This window comes from Halarchaeum grantii, assembly GCF_014647455.2.
GTDB lineage: Archaea > Halobacteriota > Halobacteria > Halobacteriales > Halobacteriaceae > Halarchaeum > Halarchaeum grantii.
Map to the genome: position 1 here is coordinate 25,786 of NZ_BMPF01000005.1, position 21,016 is coordinate 46,801.

The window sequence follows — 21,016 nt, forward strand, 5'->3', positions numbered from 1 at the left end:
GCATTTCTCTTTACTCCGTGGTCTGTTTCACACAACGAGGATCGGGAGTCCGGTCGCTACTTAGCCTTGGCTAGACGAGCGATGTTCTCAACTCTACATTCATTCCGAGCGTCTTTGCCGACAAGGTCGACGTAACGCGATAGAGCGGTCTCGAAGACTACTGACCGTCTAACTCCCCATCTTCCAGAGGTCTGGCATTATCAGATTCTCCGCCCGTATCGAGGAATTCTGTCTGTGAATCGGTGGTTGCGATATCGTCCATGAACTCCGGCATTTCGAGTTCCTCATCTCCAAGCTCGTCCGCCTCGATTAGTGGGGAGTCGAGTACCTGCTCGTATTCGGCGCGTGCATCGCGATAGGTCTCGAAGCGATCCTGGAGCGGCGATAGCACCGCAGCGTCCTCCGTAAACAACCCCAGTAGCTGTCCCGAAATCGAATACCACATCGCCGCGAAGACCGGATTCTCAGCACGTCCGAGCTCCTCACCAGCAGCTTCGATGAACTGGATGACCCACTCCGAATCATCCGCCATGCGACTCGCGAACTCACCGATTCCACCGAGAACCTCCATGAAGAGGTCGTCCTGCATCTGAACGAGCGAGGTGCGAACCATTCCATCCTCACCGGCGTCATCAATCATCGATCCCACCCGTGACTCAAGAGCAGTCTCGACGTCGACGTTCGACTCAAGCGTGTCGAGGAACGTGCGGCACTCAGCGAAGAATCCGAGGGCGACTTCGCGGTCGAGACCATAGGTTTCGAGAACATCGAGAATCTCCTTCTGCTGCTCTCGCTTCTCCTCCTCGGTCGTAGCCTCACGATATATCATGACTCGACAGAGCATTTCGAGCCCATCCTGTACCGCCGCACCATCTGGTTCGTCGAGATAATCTGTGAACTTGTCTTCCTGAATCTCTTCAAGGACAGACTCATAAATATCGTAAGCAGTTTTCTCAAACTCGACTGGGCCTCGTGAACGGACCTGACCACGGAGAAGATTGATGAGAAGGAGACCAACGCGATAGTCAGCTTCCTCGCCCTCCTCGACCTCCTGTTCAGCGAACGTCTCGTAGAAACGGTCGATCTCCGGAACCAATAGTCGACTATGGTGGTCGAGAGGGGAATAGGGAGCAAAGCCCATTACGAAGTTCAGACGCTCTCCCGGACCAAATCCGAGCTGTTCAATCTCCGACGCGAGCTCTGTGGGAGACGGGTTCTCACCGAGAAGGTTTTCCAGATGAATACCGGCGAACGTACTGTACGCGAATCCTTGAAGAGGCGCCAGCTGGGACGTGTCCTGTTCGGCGAACGCCTCGTGCGCGTAATACTGGAACGCCGCTCGATGAGTCGTGTCGGTCTCATCTGTTCGCTCGTAGAGGAACTCTCGGAACAGTGGGTGTACGTCATAGACTAACAGTCCAGATTCATCCGACCGCCCGAGTTCCCGGATGATGATTTTCTCGCGGAGGCTCTCGAGTGTCTGTCGAACCTCGCTCCTCGAGAAGTCATCAAGGATGTTCGTACAGAGTTCTGCATCCAGTTCAATGAGTGGAGACGTATAGCGGAGGAACGTCTCTTCACGCTCACTGAGCGACTTGAGGTACTGTTTCTCGATGTAATCATAGACGTCGTCGCGGATCTGGAGTTCAGGCTCTGTATCTGAGGTCTCGATGAGAAGGTCGAGATAATAGGGATGGCCATCGACAGCAGAATGAATCTCCTCGATACGGGACTCAGAGATACCCTCGAACGCATCCCGGAGGATTATACCGGATTCCTCTAGGTCGTACATTTCGAGTTCTATCGAACATGCGGCCCCATCGTATGGGATACGGCCCGTCGTCACGAGGCGAGCTGCGGGACCAAGCGCCTCAGAGAGTTCTCTAAGGAAATCACGAGTCTGCTCCGGCGAGTCAGGAGCGATCTTGTGCACGTCCTTCAGATAGAGGACGAGTGGATCGCCGATTGAGAGATTCTCCGTGAGCAATTGGAGTTTCTTGAGATGCCGAGAGCGATCATCCAACTGGACACCCACGGAGAAGTTCCATATTCCGAGGTCTACACCGGTAACCTGATTTTTGAACGATTGGATGACGCCCGCAGCGTCCCGCGCCCCAGCCAATAGGTCCTGGGCGATAACGTCCGGCGTGTGCCCCCGGCGAACAGTTACACCACGGACTCGCGATCGATCCTCGAGATCTTCCAGCACGTCATCAAGGAACTGATTAACGCCGACTCCAGGTTCGCCGTAGAGGTGGACGGTCTGTTCGCCAGCGTGGATCGCCTCATGAACGGTGTCCAGTTCATCAGAGCGAACGTTGGATCTCAAGATACATCTGGGAACGAGATACACTTACAAAAACCTAGCCGTGTTGAAACCTTCTCCCGGTCACAGAGCCACTGTGCAAGCTACAGAGGAGGTTATTGGAAATCCGTAGTTTAAGGAATCTGTTCTCGGACTTGAAGCAGCGCGTACCCGACTCCCAACCACAAGGCTAGCGCGGCTAAGAAGCCAAGTATGGCACTTACGAGCATACTCACTAGAGCTGGTACTTCAATAATAAATCCTTCTCGCCAAGAGTCTAATTGAGTCCAAGTGTCGGGGACCCAGAAGGTGGAACCGACGCAGAGGTGGTGGTTAAGTATCAGCCCCGAAAACGATGAGCCATATCACCGATGGCTGAGCTCCCGGAGTATGACTGGCAGTCGATTTATGAGAGCCAACCCGCGACTACCGGCTCCAATCTCGTCAACGAGTTCTATATCCCCGCACTCAAGCGCAGCGTTCAGTACGACCGTGTCGCCGGTTACTTCTCGAGTAGTGCGCTCGCCGTTGCGGCGCGTGGGATTCACGCGCTCGTCGAGAACGATGGCGAGATGCGGCTCATCGTCGGTGCAGAGCTCTACGAAACGGACCGCCCGGTTCTCGAAGCCCTGACTGACGAACTCGGCGAGGACTTGGACGAACTCGACGACGAGCAGTTGAACGCCCGCCTCCAACTACTCGCGCATCTCCTTCGCGACGGCCGCCTCACCATCAAAGTCGCCGTTCCCCGCCGAGGCAACTGGGGGATCTTCCATCCGAAAGTCGGGATCTTCCATGATAACGCGGAGAACGCGATATCCTTTGAGGGGAGTGTCAACGAGACCGCGGGTGGGTGGGAGCGGAACTACGAACGCTTCAAGGTACATCGAGAGTGGCGGGATGGCCAGCGCGAGTACGTCGAGGGGGACATCGATACGTTCGAGCGACTCTGGACGGACGATCATCCCTACGTCGAGGTCTACGACCTCCCCAAGGCCATCGAAGAAGAGATCATCGACTGGAAAGCACCAGACTCGGATACAGAAGTCGAGACCGCCCTCCAGGTCGCTCGTGGCGAAGCGCCACCCACGGAGAAGGACAAGGCGAACATCGTCGCGGACGCCCCACTCAGTCCCGGTGGACTCGCCCTCGCGGAGGAAGGCAGCACCATCACCCCGTGGCCGCACCAGCGCGTCGTCTCCGACACGCTCGTTAACACGTACCCGAACAGCTTCCTCCTCTGTGACGAAGTCGGCCTCGGGAAAACGATCGAAGCCGGCCTCACGCTCTCCCGACTCGGCCTCACCGACGAGCTCGAAACGGGACTCCTCCTCGTCCCCGCGAGCCTCACGATCCAGTGGCAAGAAGAACTCTGGGAGAAATTCAATCTCAACGCCTATCGCTTCGATCGCGGCAGCGGGAACCAGTACGTCTTCCACGATGCCTTCGGCCGTGAACACACGCCACCGTCCGCTACCGACCTCGATCTCACTGCCGACAAGCGCGAGGAAGCCTGGTCTGAGAGTCCGATATGGCGATTCCTCCACCAGCAACAATCCACAGCCACAAGCACTGGCCCGACAATCGTGATCATGTCGTGGCATACAGCCCGCCTCGACGACCGCTGGGACCAGGTCGCCCCCCGCGACAACGGAGTCGTCCGCACTCGGGACGACGTTCCAGCAAGTGTCCGCGGTCGGAACGCTAACGATCGAGACGGCGTCTGGGACGCGGTCATCATCGACGAGGCCCACAACGCACGGTCGGGCAGTAAGTTCTACACGCTCCTCGAGCGCCTCCGCGAGCACACACAGGCGTACTACCTCCTGACCGCGACGCCGATGCAGTTGCATGCCGGGGAGCTCTACGACCTGATGACGCTCCTCGACCTCCCTGGTCGATGGGACACCAAGGAACGATTCGTCGAGTTCTTCGAGACACGGCAGGCTCTCACACAAGCACTCAGACAGCAGCTCGACGGCGAGACCACGACCGAGGACTCCTGGTCGGCGCAAGCCACACTCGACAAGCACCGCTATCAGGACCGACTGCCGACGGAGCGAGCGCTCTCAGACCAGATATTCGACGCCGTCGGAGCCGAACTCGAGATCGGCGACGAGGATCAAGCGCGTGCACGCTCGAAGCAGCGCGTTCTGGAAGCCTGCAACCTCGCCAAAGACTACGGTGCACAGTACGACGGCTACCTCGATCGCTTCGACGCCGCGGTCCGCGAATACGACGTCGACCCGTTCGACGCGAACGAGGACGAGAAACTCAAGTACCTGCTCTATCCCGACTGGAAGGCCGAGGAGGAGTGGCTGACGTACTCGCGGAACGACCGCCTCGGTGCACTCGATGACCTCTCCGAGGCGGGATGGCGCGTCGTCAAAGACGTACTCGCAGAATCGACGCCCGTCGATGCCCTCATCCATCGGAATACACGGGATACCCTCCGGAAATACGAGCAGGTCGGGCTGCTCGACACCACCGTCCCCGACAGAAACCCCGAACAACGCCAGATCAAACTCACCGAAGAGACACGCGAGGTCTACGACCGTATCGACGACTACACGCGAAAATTCTACAAGCTCGCCCAGCAGTCCGACGAGGCCGAAACGCGCGCCATCGGCTTCGTGATGACCACCTACCGCCAGCGACTCACCAGTAGCGTCTACGCAATTTCACAGAGCCTGCAGAACCGTCTCGCAACCCTCCGCACACAACGAACCGTCCTCAAGGGGAAACAACGCGCCGCCGAGCGAGAACACGCGGACACCCAGCAAGTCATCCTCGAGACGCTCACCGAGTACGACCTGGATGATTTCGATGCCCTCGACGAACTCGAGGGGAACCTCGAGGAAGCGGATCTCGCAGACGTCATCCCGAATGTAACCGATCAGGGGATCAACCTCCTCGAACAGGAAATCGAGGAACTCGAATCCTTCGTCAACGACTTGAAGCGGATCGACAACGACCCGAAGATCGGCCAACTCATCGATGACCTCGATGAGCTCGACCGCGACGGCCACAATCGCGTCATCATCTTCACGCAGTACACAGACACGATGGACTTCATCCGCGACCGGCTCACGTCCATCCACGGGGCGACAGTCGCAACGTATTCCGGACGCGGCGGCGAGCTATATGACGCCGAGGACGAGACGTGGACGACGGTTGGTAAAGAACGAGTGAAGCGAGAGTTCTCGACGGATGACGGGCGGGTCGACATTCTCGTCTGTACGGACTCCGCGAGCGAGGGATTGAACCTCCAGGAGTGTGGCGCGCTCATCAACTACGACCTGCCGTGGAACCCGATGCGTGTCGAACAGCGAATCGGTCGTATCGACCGTATCGGCCAGCGCTTCGACGAGGTGACCATCCTCAACTATAGCTACAAGGATACCGTCGAGACAGACATCTACGACCGACTCGACGACCGGATCGGGCTCTTCGAGGACGTCGTCGGCGACATGCAGCCCATCCTCTCCGGTGTGAGCCAACAGATTCGTGACGCGACACTTAACGCCGAGCGCGGGGAGAGCCAGCGTGCTGTCGAGCAGGCAGACCAGCAGTTCAGCGAGCAAATCGAAGACCAAGAACAGGGTGACAGGGTCGACGTCAGCGAATCACTGGACTCGGTCGATAGTCTCGTCCCCCAGGACGTGATTGATGAAGCGAAACTCGACGCATGGCAGTCCTACTCACACCCAGATATCGTCGACGTCGGCGATACCGACTACGAATACGCAGCGCCGTACCGAACGCCAAGCCTGCAGGCCGTCCTCGTTGGGAACGAAACGCTCGCCGAGAGCGGGGTCACGTTCACGTCGGTAACTGACGTCGAAATCGACCTCGATGACGGAGAATCTGCTGAGGAGTTCGCCTTCGCCGAGGATACCTATCGGGTTGCACTCGGAGAATCCTCTATCGAGGCCCCGGAGACAGAGGGGGAGCAGACACTCGCGCAGGCGATCGCACCAAGTGAACGGCAGGTGGCAGTGACGTTCTCCGCAGAGTGTGCTGACGAGTTCCCGTCCGTCCAGTACCTCGCACCCGGGAATCCCCTCCTCGATGATCTCGTCACCACACTCAGACGGATGAGCGAGGAGCCGACTCGTCTCTCCCAGCAGATCCAGTCTCGGCCAGAGCAGACCGACTCTCCAGTTATCTGTGGATGGGGGCGCGACGGCAATCTTGGCCGCCTCGAGAACGATGGAACGGTAGCCGAAGATCAGGCGATGCGTATCCTCCAGTCGTGGTGTGAGACGTTCCTCGAAAACCGCGAACAAGCGGCCCACTCCACATAGCGACTCCCCCTCTCGAAGCGGGTGTTACTTTGTGGCGAGAGTGAGCCGAGATAGGTATGACCGAGCCCGATATCGAAGTTCTGGATGACAGTCAGGGGTATCCCTACTCCTCACACATCAGCGTTGAGGGAACAGAAGTCCAACATGGTGATCTCCTGCTGGTGTTTGAATCTGGGGAGAGTCGAACTGTCGACTTCTTTGAGCGCGTGTACGTGTTCACTTGGAAGGGGATCATCACTCACCTAATTGACGGTCCATTACCTGCCGAATTTCGCGAGTTCGAGGAATTCGCTGAAGACAAAGAGAGCGGACGGATCGCCGTCGTTCCCGAACGAGAGCAGGCCAGCTTCTTCAAAGACGACGAAACCATCCGGACAGTCTCCCTGTACCAGTACATCTACCAGGAGGGTATGCAGCCTATCCTTGTGGATGAGCAACGTGACCCAATCGATCGAGATCCGTATGAGCAGAGAGTTACGCTGTGTGGAGATTCGGATGAGGTCATTGAAGAGCTATTCTCGAATACCCCACCAGCATCAGTAGATGAGAGTCGGCATCTTCGGAAATTCCTCCTTGCAGCGGGCTACAATGAGAGCAGCCTCCCAGAATCTGATGAAGCCCAACTGAATCAGTTTACTGAGTGAGTCTCTGACGAACCAGCTGTTACAGTGTTGGTTACAACTCAGTCATCCGGTCTGATTGGGTTAGCTGATTATTCAAGCTAGTCGATGATCCCTCGAAGGTCAGCCTCTAACGAGTCTCAGTCACTCCTACGCCATTCGAACGTCTCCGCCTTTCGTGGGCATTCTCCTCAATCGGGGCATCGTCGCAACATCGTCACGAGTGAGAGGGGAAGCACTCGCATATCTCGAACGAGTGTTCCCCGATAGAATCCCGATGCTGACATCTGCGCTGTGTTCGAACAGTAGGTAACCCCCAAGATTGCACGAGTTAGCGATCCCCCACTCCTCCCCCCACTTTGCACGAGTTAGCGAACCCCGGGCTGCATTCTCAGAATTCGGGAGCCGTTGGATACGGAAGCACTTGAAACGACCCTTGTGAATTACAGAGGCGTGTTCTTGGAGGTTGAGGAGCGTGTGTATCGCTATGTTCGATAGAGGGGAGACAGAGGTCGTTTCGAGTGTTAGGTCGGGGGTGATTTGATTGATTCGCGAACCTCGATTACAGTCTCCGGGTCAAGATTGACTGACCAGACATAGGTGCGGCCACGGCTGAGACCTTCGTTGAGCGGTTCTTTTGTGAGGAAGCCAATCATCTGCAGATCGCTCAAATGATTGAGGACGCTTTTGCGTGTAGTGAGCGGCGAGTGGCCGTGTTTCTCCGCGCTCGCTTCGTAGGCAGCACGGACGCGATCCGTCCGAATTGAGCCGTCATCCGCGAATTGTGCAGGAGCGACGCTCTCAAGCACCAGTTGGGCGTGAGTCGCCTGATCGCGAATACGATGGAACTGACCGCGGTTAACCTGCTCGCGAATCGCCTCGACGTGCGCTTCAGTAATAGTGTCATCACGGTCGCGTTTTGCTTTGCGACCTGCTTCTCGAAGCAGGTCGATTGCTTGGCGAGCACTTCCGTCGTCTTTCGCGGCGACGGCGGCGCAGTACAGGATGGCTGCCGGCTCGCAAACATCGTCCGGAAAGGCAGCTATCCCGCCTCTGTGTGGGGCGAAAAAGCACTTGAAATGACCCCACCGTTGATTAACCAACATCCGGTGAACAGCATAATATGTTGGTTAAGACGCTGTAGAGGCCACTGTGTGGCTGTTTGTCAACCCCAGAAGGGTAAGGGTTCAGCGTGACGGCGCGTTCGGTGGAGTCCTCGTAGTCAGGATGACTTCGAGAGACATCTACGCGAACGACTTCAACGAGGACGTCCAGCACGATCAGACGAACGGACGCCCTGCCCACGGCGACACGTCACGATCGCGAGCTCTCAACGACGATCGGATATCGAGCACTCCGGGCGGTCATCTGTCGCGACCGCATCCCGTTGATGACGCCTACATCGTGAGGAGTTCAACGTGGTAGTCATCGTCGGTTCCCACCTCAATCGCGGCGTCTTCGTGAACCACGACGCAACGCTCAGATACTCGAACGAGTATTCCGCGAATGGAGTGTCGATGCCGACGACTGCATCTCACACACCTGCCGGACCCCCCCAGATTGCATGAGTTAGCGATCCCCCACCCCCCACTTTGCACGAGTAAATGGACTTGAGAAGGGGAGAGGGACGAGATAAGTCCTAATCGGTGGAGAACGACTAAGAGGCTACAGGGAGAATAGCGTCCGCAGACCACGAGTGAGCGGGGTGGTTAGGTGGTGTGTTCTGCTGGTGTTCCCACGGTCGTAGCTGATAATCCGGGCAGAGGCAGTCTTGTGCAGGATTACTCGTGCAATCTGGGGGGTGGGTATGCGTTCTCAGGAACGCTGTGAATCTCGTGAAGCTCGTGAAGAGGAGGTTTATGTGGGTCGAGGAACCAGACCAAGACCGATGGGGCTCAATTCGTTCACCCGGGACAACTCAATATTCGAGAACGAGACCGTTCTCAGAGACGAGTACACCCCAGACGACCTCCTCGAACGTGACGACGAGCTCGCCGCCTACCAGAACGCACTCCGGCCCGTGATCAACGGCGCGCCGCCGAAGAACATCTTCCTCTACGGGCAGACCGGTGTTGGGAAGACCATCTCGACCGACCTCGTCCTCAGCCAACTCCAGAGTGACGCGGAACAGTATGACGACCTCGGCGTCGAAACCATCTATCTCAACTGTAAGGATCTCTCGACCTCCTACCAGGTCGCCGCGAATCTCGTCAACGTCTTCCGTGCGGACGACCCCGACCAGTCGACCATCTCGACGACCGGCTATCCGCAGTCGATGGTCTACGATATGCTCTGGGAGCACCTCGAAGACCTCGATGGCACACACGCCCTGATCGTTCTCGACGAAGTCGACTCGATCGGCACTGACGACGGCATCCTGTATCAGTTGCCGCGTGCCTCGACAGCCGGTCACGTCACCGACACCTACGTTGGCGTGATCGGGATCTGTAACAACTTCACCTTCCGCGACAATCTCAGCGCCCGCGTGAAAGATACGCTCTGTGAGGAGGAACTCCACTTCAAGCCGTATGACGCGAACCAGCTGGGCACGATCCTCCGCCATCGCGCGGAGAAAGCCTTCTTCGACGATGTCCTCGAGAGCGACGTCATCCCCGCCGCCGCAGCCTACGGTGCGCAAGAGTCTGGAAGTGCCCGTCAAGCACTCAAACTCCTCTACAAGGCTGGCGATCTCGCCCGCGAAGGTGAGCGGAGTACTGTCACTGGTGAGGATGTCGAGAACGCGCGCGAACTCATCGCGAAAGACCGCATCGGCGACGAAGTCAACTCCCTCCCCACACAGGGCAAGCTCGCACTTACAGCCGTGTACACACTCGAACGCCGCGGTGAAACACCATCGAAGCGAATCCAGATCCACGAGGAATACGAACGGCACGCGAGCGCCATCGACGCAGACGTCCTCTCCATCCGGTCGATTCACGACCGACTCAGCGACCTGCGCTTAAAGGGTATTCTCGACGGTGAGGAGCGAAACGACGGCCGTGGTGGTGGCTCGTACTACCAGTACCAGCTCGGCGATCGCGAGGACATCATCGGAGAGATCCTCCAAGAGGACGAGCGGCTCTCCGCTCTCTTTTAGTGCGAATCGAGAGCTAGTCCTGATGTCTAAACGAAAGCAGCGCGAATTCTCTACCCCACTGTGGGCGGGGGTGAAGCGCGTGCACTCGGCAGCGTTCCTATTGCAGAGAGAGCACTCACCCCTTGGAACACCTCCGGGAAGGCACGGTCTCTGTGTAGTAATGCGGGCAGACACTATCCAATATTATCGCGCAGAATGGCGAACACCAAGTTGGACAACAGACGCCGGCACGGGATACTTATGGATCGGCAGATAAAGTAGAACCATAATGGCCAGTTCGTCGTCGAACGAGAGTACGCACACGGGGGAGATTCGGCTCTGGCGGGAGGACGACTGGTGGATCGCAACGGACGTCGAAACCGGCGTCACGACGCAGGGGGAGTCACGAGCGGACGCGCTCGATAATCTCGATGAAGCAGTCGCCCTCCACAAGGGCGAGATCGGTCACGAACCCACTGAGGAGGAACTCCGCGAGCTGGGCATCGATCCCGCGGCGAACGCAACTGGCGAGGACGAACCTCCGGACGTCCTGAAGTAGATGGGGCGGCGGACATTCTCCGGAATGGAGGTCGTGAAGGTCCTTGTGAACGCCGGGGGATTCGAGTGGCGACGTACAACGGGCGATCACGCGCAGTTGTACTACGAGCATCCGACAAACGAAGACGATCGCCGACAGGTGACGGTTCCACTTCACGACGAACTACGGACCGGGACACTTCGAAGCATCGCGGACGACGCTGGGGCACGAGACTTCGAGGCGTTCTGCGAATGGATCGACGCGAACTCGTAGCACGTCCACCAACGATTTTCCTCGTCACTCTCGCGTGCTGTACGCCCTCCGCCAAGATTAACCAACATTCCACCGAGGAACCATTCTGTGTTGGTTAACTCGGTGTAGCTGGCTCCGTGTAGTCTGCGGCGTTTTGTCATCTAGGAACGAGAAGCTATTCCTCGGGAACCGAGGGCAGGCGTCAGTATCGCCGTGATCCGCCGCTCGGGACTCGGACGTTACTCAACTCGCTTTGCGATCCGCGTAAGGTCGGTGCGGAGGCTCTCCCGCTCATCAGCAGTCCACCGGAACGTCTCCGTCTCTCGTGCATCCGTAAACCGAAGATTTACTCGGACTTCTCGACTGGCGTCCTGTCCGAGAAGCGCGAGCGCGTAACTCATCATCTGTGGGCGGTAGTGGTCAGCGAGCTCTGCGGTCGTCCGCGATCCGAGCCGGTTCGTCTTGTAGTCGGTGATGACGAAGGCGTCCGGGGTCACGCGGAGGTGGTCGATATCGCCGACGATACGGAACTCGTCGAGGTCGACGCTCACGGAGAGTTCTTCGTGTGTCTCTGCCGACCCGTATCGGTCGACCTCGGTGTCGAGGAACGCCTTCGCATCCTCAGCATGCTCGACGGCCTCCGTAATGTCCGCATCAGTCGCGTCGAAGCCGTTCACGGCGGCGATGCGGCGAGCGAGGTCCGACCACCCCGAGCGGGGCCGGTCGAACTCGAGGATGCGGTGAACGATCGTCCCGAACTCGTTGCGCGGAAGCGCGTCATCGGACTCGCCACCCCCGCTCGTGTGCCGCTCCGTCTCGGCGGCGGCCGCGTCGACGAGCTGCGTGGCGGTGACGCGTCGGCGCTTCGAGCCAGCCGGCGGCGGTGCCAGTTCGATCTCGGGGTACGCGTCGCGTTCGTCCTCCCCCTCTGGCCGCCAGTCGACACCCTCGCTCGGCAGCCGGACCGTGTACCTGGCGTCCCCAATCCGTGTGTCTGCTCGCCCGTGGTCCGCGAGCGCCGCCGTGACGTCGTCCCGCTCAAGGAGCGGGCCCTGGAGCCAGTCCCGCCACGCGCTCGCGTCAGCGGGATCGTTAGCGGCGTCGAAGGCGAGTTCGTCCTCGACGTCGTCGAACGTGTGCGTGCCACAGAGGAGGAGGTGGTCGCGGGTCCGCGTGCAGGCGACGTAGAGGAGGCGTTTCGCCTCGGCACGCTCCCGCGGTCGCTCAACCCTGTCGGCGTAGGTGTGCGCGGTAGTCTTCTCGACGTCGAAGGCATCAGTCGGTGACGGGCCGCCTGCGGCGAGGAATGGCGCATCGTCGTGATCGGTGACGAGTCGGACGTAGCCGTAGTCGTCGACACTCCGCCCGAAGTTCAGGCGACTCCCGAGGTCGGGGACGGTGACGATCGGGAATTCGAGGCCTTTCGCGGCGTGAATCGTCATGATGCGTATGCCCTCGGTCCCGTCCGGCACTTCGGCTTCGCCCTCTCGGGGGTCGAGTTCGGCCTGGCGGTCGATCCGACGGAGGAGGCTCGCTGCCGTTCGCGTGCCACCCTCCGACCAGTCCCGAATCTCGTCACGGAACTTCTCGATGTTCGCGACCGCCTGTGAACCGCCTTCGTCCGCGCCGACGCTCACGAGATAGCCCGTGTCGTCGATGACCTGCGTGAGTACCTGATTCCACGGCCGCACGGTGAGGTGGTCGCTATGCACGCAGCCGGCGAGTTCACGCCATTCCGTGAGGAGGCGGGCCGCATCCGCGAACTGTTCGTCGTCAGCGCTCTGGAGAGCATCCCAGACCGTCTCCGCCGAGGCGGTCAGCGTCGCGAGACGGTCGTCAGTGAACCCGAAGAGCGGGGAGCGCAGGACAGCATAGAGAGAAATGTCGTCACTCGGGTCCGCGAGCACGCGAAGGAGGTTGGTGAGTGCTTGTACTTCGGGCGTGTCGTAGAAGCCGACGCCCGAAATCACGGAGTACGGGATGTCTTGGTCGTCGAGCGCGCGCTGGTAGCGGTCGAGGTGGGTGCGTCGCCGCAGGAGGATCGCGATATCCTCCGGACGGGCGGGACGTTGCTCCTCGTCGTCCTCGTCGTAGACCCGCGGCGGGTCGGCGAGGAGTCCCGAGAGCCGGTTGGCGAGCGCCGTCGCTTCGGCCGCAGTCGTATGCTCGGCGGCGGCCGCCGTGATGGAATGATCCTCGCCAAGTAGCGCTGCCGCGTCGCCCTCGTCTTCCGGGACGACCAGGTACTCGACGGATCCCTCGAGGTCGGCGACGTCCTCGATGCGGTCGCGTTCGAAGGAGAGCGCCTGGGGGTGGGCTTCGTAGTCCGCGTACGTCTCGCCTTCAGGTTGGAAGACGCTCTCGAAGAGTTCGTTGAGGAACGTGAGCGGCTCCTCGAGCGTCCGGAAGTTCCCGGACAGTTCGAGGTCCGTGGGGGACGCCTGCTCGCTCTTCGGGATGGTGTCGCGCCCGAGGGCCTGATTCTGCGTTCGGAGGACGTCGCGTGCGGTCTCGAACGTCGTCACGTCGGCGCCGCGGAACCCGTAGATGCTCTGCTTCTTGTCCCCGACGAGGAACACGTTGTCCGTCTCGACGCCGTCGTCGGCGAGGCCGGCAAGGAGCGCGACGAGCTCCCATTGATCGTCGTCGGTGTCCTGGAACTCGTCGACCATGATCGCCTCGAACGAGTCGCGGAGAGACGAACACACCTCGTCGTTTTCGCGGAGGAAGGACGTCGTGGTCTCGATCAGGTCGGGATAGTCGAGCGCGTCCTGTGTGTCCTTCTCCGCCTCGTACACCTCGAGGACGTCCGCGAAGACGCGGGCGAGCGCCAGCACGTAGTACGCACTATTCCGTTCGAGGTCACCCGGCGTCGTCTCGAGTTCGTCCTCGATCTCCCGAAGCGCGTCGAGCAGTGTGTTGAGCGCGTCCTTGCACGCGCTGTAGGCGTCCGTTTCGTCGTTCCACGTCGCTTTGGTCCCGACCAGGTGGTGACTCGCGCTCGAATAGAGCCCCCCTGAGCTCGTCTCGAGCACGTCATAGAGTTCACGGCACGCACGCTGTTCGGCGTGTGCGTCCGTGGACGCCTCGTTCTCATCAACGGCCTCCGCAATCCGACGAAGCACGGCCACGCCGTCCGCGCCGTCGTCGACATCGAACGTGTCGTCAGAGAAGCGACGCGCGGTCGCGAGCGCCGCCTCCACGTCGGGATCGTCGAAGAAGCCGGCTGCCGTCTCTGCATCGAGATCGCAGACGTGCTCCCAGAGGTAATCCACGTACGCCTCGACATCGCGACCCTGCCATGCTGCGAGCCACGCTTCGCTCTGCGGACGAGCATCGAGGAGGCCCGTCAGGATGTCCACGAGGCGGCCATGAGAGCCGAAGAGTCGAGAGAGCAGGTCGACGTCGTCGTCGGCCCCATGCGAATCGAGGTAACCGACAACGACCTCTCTCTGTAGGTCAGCCGCGTCATCCTCGTCGAGAACGTCGAACTCCATCGGCACCGGGGCTTGGACGGCGTTCTCCCGGAGGAGCCGAGAGCAGAACGCGTGGATCGTATGCGTATACCCATCGTCGAGCTCGTCGAGGACCGTCCGCCAGCGCTCGTACTCTGCGTCCGTAGATGCATCCGCTAGTTCGTCGTAGAGCTCGGCACGCACGCGCGTTTGCAGTTCCGCTGCGGCCTTCCGCGTGAACGTGATCGTCACCACGTTCGTCGGCGTCGCGTCCGGGTTCTCACGGAGGAACTCGAGATACCGTCGCGTGAGCGTCGTCGTCTTCCCCGTCCCAGCGCCGGCGGTAATCGAGACGTTCCGATCGAGGACCAGTGCGTCCTCTTGTTCGTCCGTGAGCTGGATCCCGCCGTCGGCATCTCTGTCTGCGTCGACCGAGCTGTGCTCCTCAGTCATCGCTCTCACCCCAGGAGTCGACCGCAAAGTCACGCGCTGTCGCCCGGACTGGCACGTAACTCTGCGAGTCGTCATTGAGGACGTTCACACGCTCGCGGCGCTGATTCGGCCGCACGTCGCACGCTCGCCGGTACGAACAGTACTCACAGCCAGCCTCCCGCTGTGAGAGAAGCGTGGTGTAGAACCGCCCGTGCTCGATCGCACTCGACACCGTCTGGAGGCGCTGTGGAACCACCTCGTCGAGGAATCGGCGTAGCTCCGCCGTAGAGTCGAATTTCGACTCGATGCCACGGGGTTCCTTGAACCGGTTCGGCGGCTTCGTCTGGTAGTAGGTCGCCGAGAGCTCGTCGAAGTCATCGATGTCGCCAGCGAGGACTTCCTCTGCGGCGAGAAGGTAGAGGGGGAGCTGGAACGTCGTCCCGCCAGTGGTCGTCGTCATCGCCGGCGTCGAACCCGTCTTGTAGTCGAACAACTGGACGTGCGCGTCGTCGGCGTCGACAGTGACGTCGATGCGGTCGATGTAGCCGTGGAACGCGACGCTGCCCCCGTTCGGGAGATCGATCTCGAAGGCCTCGAGTCCGCTCTCACCACGGAGGCCCTCACCGAACGGGGCTTCGAACCACGTCGGGAGCGCGTCGCCATTACGGCTGTGCTCGCGCTCGACGAATCGGACGAAGAGTCCGCGGTCGACGCCCTGATGCGGGCGAGGATTCCCGTAGTGGGGGTTCTCGTCGGGGTCGCCAAGGCCGGCGAAGAACTGCTCCAGCCAACGTCGATAGAACACGCCCGAATACTCGAAGTCCGCACTCGCGAGTTCGTCCAATGCGACGTCGAGCATGTGGGCTTCGAGTCGATCGCGGTCGTACGCAGCCAGATCGACGCCGTCACCAGCCCCGTCTTGGAGGTCGGCGTAGAAGCGCTCGAACGTATCGTGGACGAACGTCCCCGTCTCGAGCGGGTCGGGCGTCCGTTCGACGCCGTCGTCGTCCTCCACGTCGAGGACGTGCTCCATGTAGAACTGGAAGCCACAGTTCACGTAGCGCTCGATACGACTCGCGCTGTACGGCTCGCGTTCGTCTTTCGGGTAGACCTCAGCGACCGTCTCGGCTTCGAGTAGGCCGTCGTGGGGTGACAGATCAGGATCCGCGCGCTCGCTCGCACACTGACTCCCACGGTTGGCGCGAATCGTCTGCGTGGCCGTGAAGTCCCCACGTTCGCCAGCAGCATCAATCGCTTCCCGTCGATCGTCCCTCGGCGCGATGTGCCGCTGGAGGTCTTCACGAGACCCAACCCGGTCGTCGACGCCCGTCTCGGGTTCGATATCGGTCACTCGCTGCAGTTCGTCCAGGATGGGCGAGCGGACGACGGCCGTCGCGTCCGGATCGGTCTCCGGCGTCGTGAGCGTCACCTCACCAGCGTTCGCGAGAAGCGTCGCGAAGATGTACCGATCGCGGAGCCGATCATCGAGGACCTCGAGAATCGGATGAGCGTCGACCATCCGCTCGAAGAACGCCGCATGGCGCCTGACTGCAGGGAAGTGCTCGCTCGTCAACCCGACCAAGTAGAGCTGGTCGAACGCGAACCCGGTTGCATCGAGATGGTTGAGAATGGTGACCTGGCCAGTCGTGTCTCGATAGCCGTTCAGCGACGCCCCATGGAGGGCACGGCGAACTGCAGCACCTGGTGACAGAGCCATCGAAGCGTCGTCCACCTCTTCGAACGATGCGAGGATGCGGCGAACTTCGTCCAGTGCCGCCCGCTCGCGTCCCACATCAACTGGCGTCGTATCCTCGTCGAGGGCTGATTCGATTCCGAACTCTGCGAGGCAGGTCCGGATCGCCTCGATACCCTGGGTCAACGATCCGGTATGAAGACTTTCGAGCGTGTCGAGCAAGTCATCGATCGCGGACGCGATCTCGCGGTCAGTGTGGTCGCGTACCGCTTGGAGGCGAGCTGAGTCGACGCGGCGTTCGGTCGCGACGACATCGGTTTCCGCATCTGTGTCGAGAACGTCGACAAGCGGGTTCGTCACCAGCTCCGTGAACGTCGCCGCACGCGGCTCTGGCTCTGAGAGCGAGACGAGATTCTCGACGACCGTGCCGACGAACGTGTCTGTAGGAGCACTCGACGTCTCGACAGAGTACTCCAGATCGAACGTCTCGAATGCATCCGCAAAGTACCCCTCGTAGGCCTCGAACCCAGGAATCACGACCCCAATATCGGTCGTCTCATCGGTTGCGAGCTGAGATTTGATATCGCGGGCGACGAAGCGCGCCTCTCGTTCGGGAGTTGGGAGTTCTCGCCACGTGAGGTCGTCCACGACGGATCGCTGCGCTGGTGGATCGTTCTGGTAGAGTGAGCGAGCGAGTCCTGAAAGCGCCGATGAACCATGCGTCTCCTCAACCTGCTCGACGTCGAAGTCGGCAGATCGATAGAGGTCCCGAATGGTCTCTGTGGCGGGATCAACGCCCTCGGCCCCGTCCGGCGTGAACGTTGGGAGCACGGCCGCCGTTGGGAACGCAGTAAACAGCGCCTCGAGAACCTGTTGTTCGAGCGCCCCTGGATCGAAAAATCCGGACACGACGATGACGTCGACGTGTGGATAGAGGTCCTCGAAGTCAGCATCTGCGATGGTTTCGAAGGCGTGACTGTAGGTGACGGTCCAGGGTTCCGAAACGGATTGCCGTCGCTCGTAGTACGTCTCGTAGGCTGCAACTGTGGTGTCCCGTATCCGAGCGGGGAGTTCGGAGTTCTCGAACTCTTCGCGAACGAGAGCTGGTGTGGTGAGCCCGACGTTCTGGAAGCGGGCGAACCGTCGGTCGAACGCATCAACTAGACTTGCCGGTGCGTGGGATTGCGATGAGAGCCAGTCGCGGTCGGCGATTATCGAATCGAGACTGAGTTCTAACGCTCGGCGGTCAGTCGCCTCGGGGAGTTGTGTGTGGGGCCCAGTGGCTTTCTCGTAGGCCTCGTATACGAGACTGGGTAACGTGTCGGTGGTGAGTGAAAGTGGGGGCCGCGACGCTGCCCACGAAGCCTGAACTCGTTCGTGTCGGTCTGATGCACTTGAGAGATAGAGTACTCGACCAATGCCATCTTCAGATCGCGAGTGCGCCCAGTCGAACGCCTCTTCCTCCAACTTTTGCTGATTCGGACCAATAAATAACGTCCGCTCTGTCATTACTACGTGTCAGTCGCAACGCTCCTTCATCGTTTGGCTGTTCCGCGTTGTGTTAACCAACATTGTAGAGTCGATACAGCAGGATGTTGGTTAATTCTGGTTCCACTCCCCCCACGGCGGGTTTGTCGCCCCACAAGGGGTGCGGGGCGTCCCGAAAGGCGTCGCGCGAACTCACTATGGGACATCGAGCTCTCATCGCCTACGAGCGACCAGACGGCCAGTACAACCTCCACTATACGCACCGCGGCGCTCGAAACCTCCAGTTGAAGCATTCGATTACGCGCGCGACGCCGTTCGGTGAGTACACGCGAGAGAACGAATGGACGCATCGTGCCTACGAATTCCTGCAGACCGCTTCAGACGACTCGATTCCCGCTCCGGAAACTCACGAGTCGCGGACACCGACGCGTGTCCGTGTCGAACCACGCGCCGTCGACGTCACGCTCGAGACGATCCGACGGGAGTACGTCGACTATCTCACCCACGAAGCATTCTACGTCGTCAACCACGAGGACGGTCAGCTCGTGGTGACGGCGTATCGGGTATTCTGGTTCGGCTTAGAGGACGTCGCGACGACGGCGACACGGGCACCGATGATCGGATATGGAGCGCTCCGAACCGTCACTTGGCGCGACGGCGAGCGCGTTAACGACGAGTACGTTCGCGGAGAATTCGACGCGCTGAAAGCCATCATCGGGGATTTCCTCGACCGCGGCGTCTTCGCTAGTGAGGGCGAGGCACTCGCGTATCTCGAACGAGTGTTCCGCGAATGGAGTAGTGACGCAGATCTCGACGTCGTGCTCAATCAGTAGGGACCCCCCAGATTGCACGAGTTAGTGAGCTTCACTGTGTCCAAGAAGAGAGTGTAGGAGCAGAGCACGAAACATTTGAAACGACCTCTCTCAATACGGGGTGTGACTACTGGTTCGAAGGGGCCCCCTCCACCGTTTCCGAAGCTTTTCGCGGGACTCTAGGTTCGTCGAATGAGTGAACCGCAGCATTAGTAGCTGGAGAAATCAGATTGGAGGCGGTTCTGATCGGCGGCTGTCGATCGAATATGGTCCGCGACATCTTCGAAGCGAGAGGTCGCGAGAAGAACGTCGAGGACGGCCTGTAGTGGGACGTCAAGCTCATATTCGTGATAGCGGCCAGCCGAGAGCCCTTCATTGCGCTCGTAAACCGTAATGAGTCCGAGCATATTCAGATCGGAGAGGTGGTCTCGGACGCGCCGTTCGCTGACGCGGTCGGCGTCAAGCCGATCGCAGATCGACGTATAGCGCTGGTAGAGATCGCGGGATCGGACCGGGATTTCGCCGAGCGCTTGATGGTATGCGAGGGCGCAGAGGACGGCGTGCCCTTGGGGCGTGAGTTCTTGCATGCCCTCGTAGAGCTGGTTCTTCTCGAGTTCGTCCTGGGCGTCTCGAACGTGGTCTTCAGCTATCGTGGAGGCATCCTCTGCTTGAGCGAGTTCACCGGCCTCCCGAAGGAGACGGATCGCCTGTCTCGCGGAACCCGTATCTTGGGCTGCAAACGCCGCGCAGAGGGGGACGACATCTTCGGAGAGGACACCATCGTGGAACGCTTTATCTGCCCGTGGGGATAGGATCGAGCGGAGTTGATTCGCGTTGTATGGCGGGAAGAGGATCTCCTTCTCGGCGAGAGTATCTTTGACTTTCGGGGAGAGGCTGTCGCGAAACTGGAAGTCGTTACTGATCCCGATAATGACGGGTTGAACGTTGTCGACGTAGCCGTTTGAGCGTGCGCGAGGGAGCCCGTAGAGGAGGTCGTCGGAGTCACCGATGTTATCGATCTCGTCGAGGACGATGATGGCGGTGCCACCGAGTGCGTCAAGTTCGTCGTATAGGAGGTCGAAGACGCGCTGCTGAGAGTAGCCTGTCGTGCTAATGCGGTCTGCATCTTGGGCATCGCGGAGTTCGTTCACGAGCGCGACGGCGACCTGATAGGAGGAGGAGAGATTCTCGCAGCTCGTCCAGACTATCGAGAGGTCGACGTCGTCGTATTGAGCAGCGTCCGATTCAAGATGTGAGAGCATATATTTCGTTGCGACGGTCTTCCCAGTACCCGTTTTCCCGTACAGAAAGATATTCGACGTCGGTCGATTGTCGATGATAGGTTGGAGTGCCCGCTGATACTTCGCGAGTTCGTCGTCACGTTCGCGGATATCCTCGGGCTCATACGAATCATCAAGAGGTCCGGCGTCCGCGAACACATGCTGATCCCGCTCAAACATCCCCATAGTGACGCTCACGCAATACGATAAAATAAAACCACTGTTTCCTGTGCTTCCTAAGCTTCTGAAGCTAGCCACTATATAAATAAAATAGACACCAGTGCTTCCGGAGATGGGATTCTTTATGTAATACCCTCCCTCCACCACTTCCGAAGCTACCACAGAATCAGGACGGCTGACTGGTGAACGAGTATCTAGAAAAGGGAAACCACTAAGACAAAGCTGGAGAAACTGTATCCGTACTGCAGTACAGGAGTAGTTAGAATCAGGGATTGTGTTCTATCAAAGAGACCACAATCGTCGGTCTTCTGGACTTTGCCGGCTGTACTTGCCGGCTCCACGTGAGTCCCCTCGTCGCTGAGCGACATAGCTCCGGAAACGGTGGAGTGGGTGTCCTTATCGAAGTGGACACCCCAAAGCTTCGGAAACAGTGGTGTGTGTCCTGCCCAGTCTGACCAAGGCTTCAGCAGTGAGAGTTCGTTTCCACTCAAATTCTAGGCTGACCAGTGTGCTGAACGCCAAACAAGTACGAAGCCTCCGGAAAGAGTGGAAGGGAGCGCCGGCTGTTAACCAACACT

At 59.6% G+C, this 21,016-nt stretch carries 11 protein-coding genes; 6 read left to right on the forward strand and 5 right to left on the reverse strand.

Annotated features, from left to right (window positions below):
- Positions 1-157: 157 nt before the first annotated feature.
- The gene (locus IEY12_RS13430) at positions 158-2,329 is read right to left on the reverse strand and encodes a winged helix-turn-helix domain-containing protein (RefSeq protein ID WP_188884176.1); all 2,172 of its coding nucleotides are present in this window, start codon (positions 2,327-2,329) and stop codon (positions 158-160) included.
- A gap of 347 nt (positions 2,330-2,676) precedes the next feature.
- Between IEY12_RS13430 and IEY12_RS13435 the strand changes: the two genes are divergently transcribed.
- Both IEY12_RS13435 and IEY12_RS13440 read left to right on the forward strand, forming a co-directional pair.
- The gene (locus tag IEY12_RS13435; protein WP_188884177.1) at positions 2,677-6,612 is read left to right on the forward strand and encodes a helicase-related protein; all 3,936 of its coding nucleotides are present in this window, start codon (positions 2,677-2,679) and stop codon (positions 6,610-6,612) included.
- Between the two features lie 56 nt (positions 6,613-6,668).
- On the forward strand, positions 6,669-7,256 hold the full coding sequence (locus tag IEY12_RS13440) for a hypothetical protein (protein ID WP_188884178.1): 588 nt from the start codon (positions 6,669-6,671) through the stop codon (positions 7,254-7,256).
- 500 nt (positions 7,257-7,756) lie between these two features.
- Here IEY12_RS13440 and IEY12_RS13445 read toward each other — a convergent pair whose 3' ends face one another.
- Complete coding sequence (locus tag IEY12_RS13445; RefSeq protein WP_188884179.1) at positions 7,757-8,338, reverse strand: Cdc6/Cdc18 family protein; 582 nt, start codon at positions 8,336-8,338, stop codon at positions 7,757-7,759.
- A gap of 782 nt (positions 8,339-9,120) precedes the next feature.
- On the opposite strand from IEY12_RS13445, the gene IEY12_RS13450 reads away from it, so the two are divergent.
- From IEY12_RS13450 to IEY12_RS13460, 3 genes are all read left to right on the forward strand, one after another.
- Positions 9,121-10,329 (forward strand): Cdc6/Cdc18 family protein, encoded by a 1,209-nt coding sequence (locus tag IEY12_RS13450; RefSeq protein ID WP_188884180.1) that lies wholly within the window; start codon positions 9,121-9,123, stop codon positions 10,327-10,329.
- Between the two features lie 268 nt (positions 10,330-10,597).
- Positions 10,598-10,867 carry a type II toxin-antitoxin system HicB family antitoxin gene (locus tag IEY12_RS13455; protein WP_188884181.1) on the forward strand — a complete coding sequence of 90 codons (270 nt, stop codon included), beginning with the start codon at positions 10,598-10,600 and terminating at the stop codon, positions 10,865-10,867.
- Positions 10,868-11,119 carry a type II toxin-antitoxin system HicA family toxin gene (locus IEY12_RS13460; protein ID WP_188884182.1) on the forward strand — a complete coding sequence of 84 codons (252 nt, stop codon included), beginning with the start codon at positions 10,868-10,870 and terminating at the stop codon, positions 11,117-11,119.
- Positions 11,120-11,337: 218 nt separating this feature from the next.
- On the opposite strand, the gene IEY12_RS13465 is transcribed toward IEY12_RS13460, so the two are convergent.
- Together IEY12_RS13465 and IEY12_RS13470 are read right to left on the reverse strand one after the other, a co-directional pair.
- On the reverse strand, positions 11,338-15,006 hold the full coding sequence (locus IEY12_RS13465) for a UvrD-helicase domain-containing protein (RefSeq protein WP_188884183.1): 3,669 nt from the start codon (positions 15,004-15,006) through the stop codon (positions 11,338-11,340).
- Positions 14,999-18,187 (reverse strand): PD-(D/E)XK nuclease family protein, encoded by a 3,189-nt coding sequence (locus IEY12_RS13470; RefSeq protein WP_188884184.1) that lies wholly within the window; start codon positions 18,185-18,187, stop codon positions 14,999-15,001. The genes IEY12_RS13465 and IEY12_RS13470 overlap by 8 nt, the downstream gene beginning before the upstream one ends.
- 176 nt (positions 18,188-18,363) lie before the next feature.
- Here IEY12_RS13470 and IEY12_RS13475 point away from each other — a divergent pair, with 176 nt between their 5' ends.
- Positions 18,364-18,999 (forward strand): DUF6735 family protein, encoded by a 636-nt coding sequence (locus tag IEY12_RS13475; protein ID WP_188884185.1) that lies wholly within the window; start codon positions 18,364-18,366, stop codon positions 18,997-18,999.
- Positions 19,000-19,187: 188 nt separating this feature from the next.
- On the opposite strand, the gene IEY12_RS13480 is transcribed toward IEY12_RS13475, so the two are convergent.
- Positions 19,188-20,444: an orc1/cdc6 family replication initiation protein gene (locus IEY12_RS13480; RefSeq protein ID WP_188884186.1), complete on the reverse strand. Its 1,257-nt coding sequence runs from the start codon at positions 20,442-20,444 to the stop codon at positions 19,188-19,190.
- Positions 20,445-21,016: the final 572 nt, after the last annotated feature.

Bases quoted from the DNA above. Each gene is read 5' to 3' on its own strand.
- IEY12_RS13435 (WP_188884177.1), top strand. From the start codon at position 2,677: ATGGCTGAGCTCCCGGAGTATGACTGGCAGTCGATTTATGAGAGCCAA.
- IEY12_RS13440 (WP_188884178.1), top strand. From the start codon at position 6,669: ATGACCGAGCCCGATATCGAAGTTCTGGATGACAGTCAGGGGTATCCC.
- IEY12_RS13445 (WP_188884179.1), bottom strand. From the start codon at position 8,338: ATGTTGGTTAATCAACGGTGGGGTCATTTCAAGTGCTTTTTCGCCCCA.
- IEY12_RS13450 (WP_188884180.1), top strand. From the start codon at position 9,121: ATGGGGCTCAATTCGTTCACCCGGGACAACTCAATATTCGAGAACGAG.
- IEY12_RS13455 (WP_188884181.1), top strand. From the start codon at position 10,598: ATGGCCAGTTCGTCGTCGAACGAGAGTACGCACACGGGGGAGATTCGG.
- IEY12_RS13460 (WP_188884182.1), top strand. From the start codon at position 10,868: ATGGGGCGGCGGACATTCTCCGGAATGGAGGTCGTGAAGGTCCTTGTG.
- IEY12_RS13465 (WP_188884183.1), bottom strand. From the start codon at position 15,006: ATGACTGAGGAGCACAGCTCGGTCGACGCAGACAGAGATGCCGACGGC.
- IEY12_RS13470 (WP_188884184.1), bottom strand. From the start codon at position 18,187: ATGACAGAGCGGACGTTATTTATTGGTCCGAATCAGCAAAAGTTGGAG.
- IEY12_RS13475 (WP_188884185.1), top strand. From the start codon at position 18,364: ATGGGACATCGAGCTCTCATCGCCTACGAGCGACCAGACGGCCAGTAC.
- IEY12_RS13480 (WP_188884186.1), bottom strand. From the start codon at position 20,444: ATGGGGATGTTTGAGCGGGATCAGCATGTGTTCGCGGACGCCGGACCT.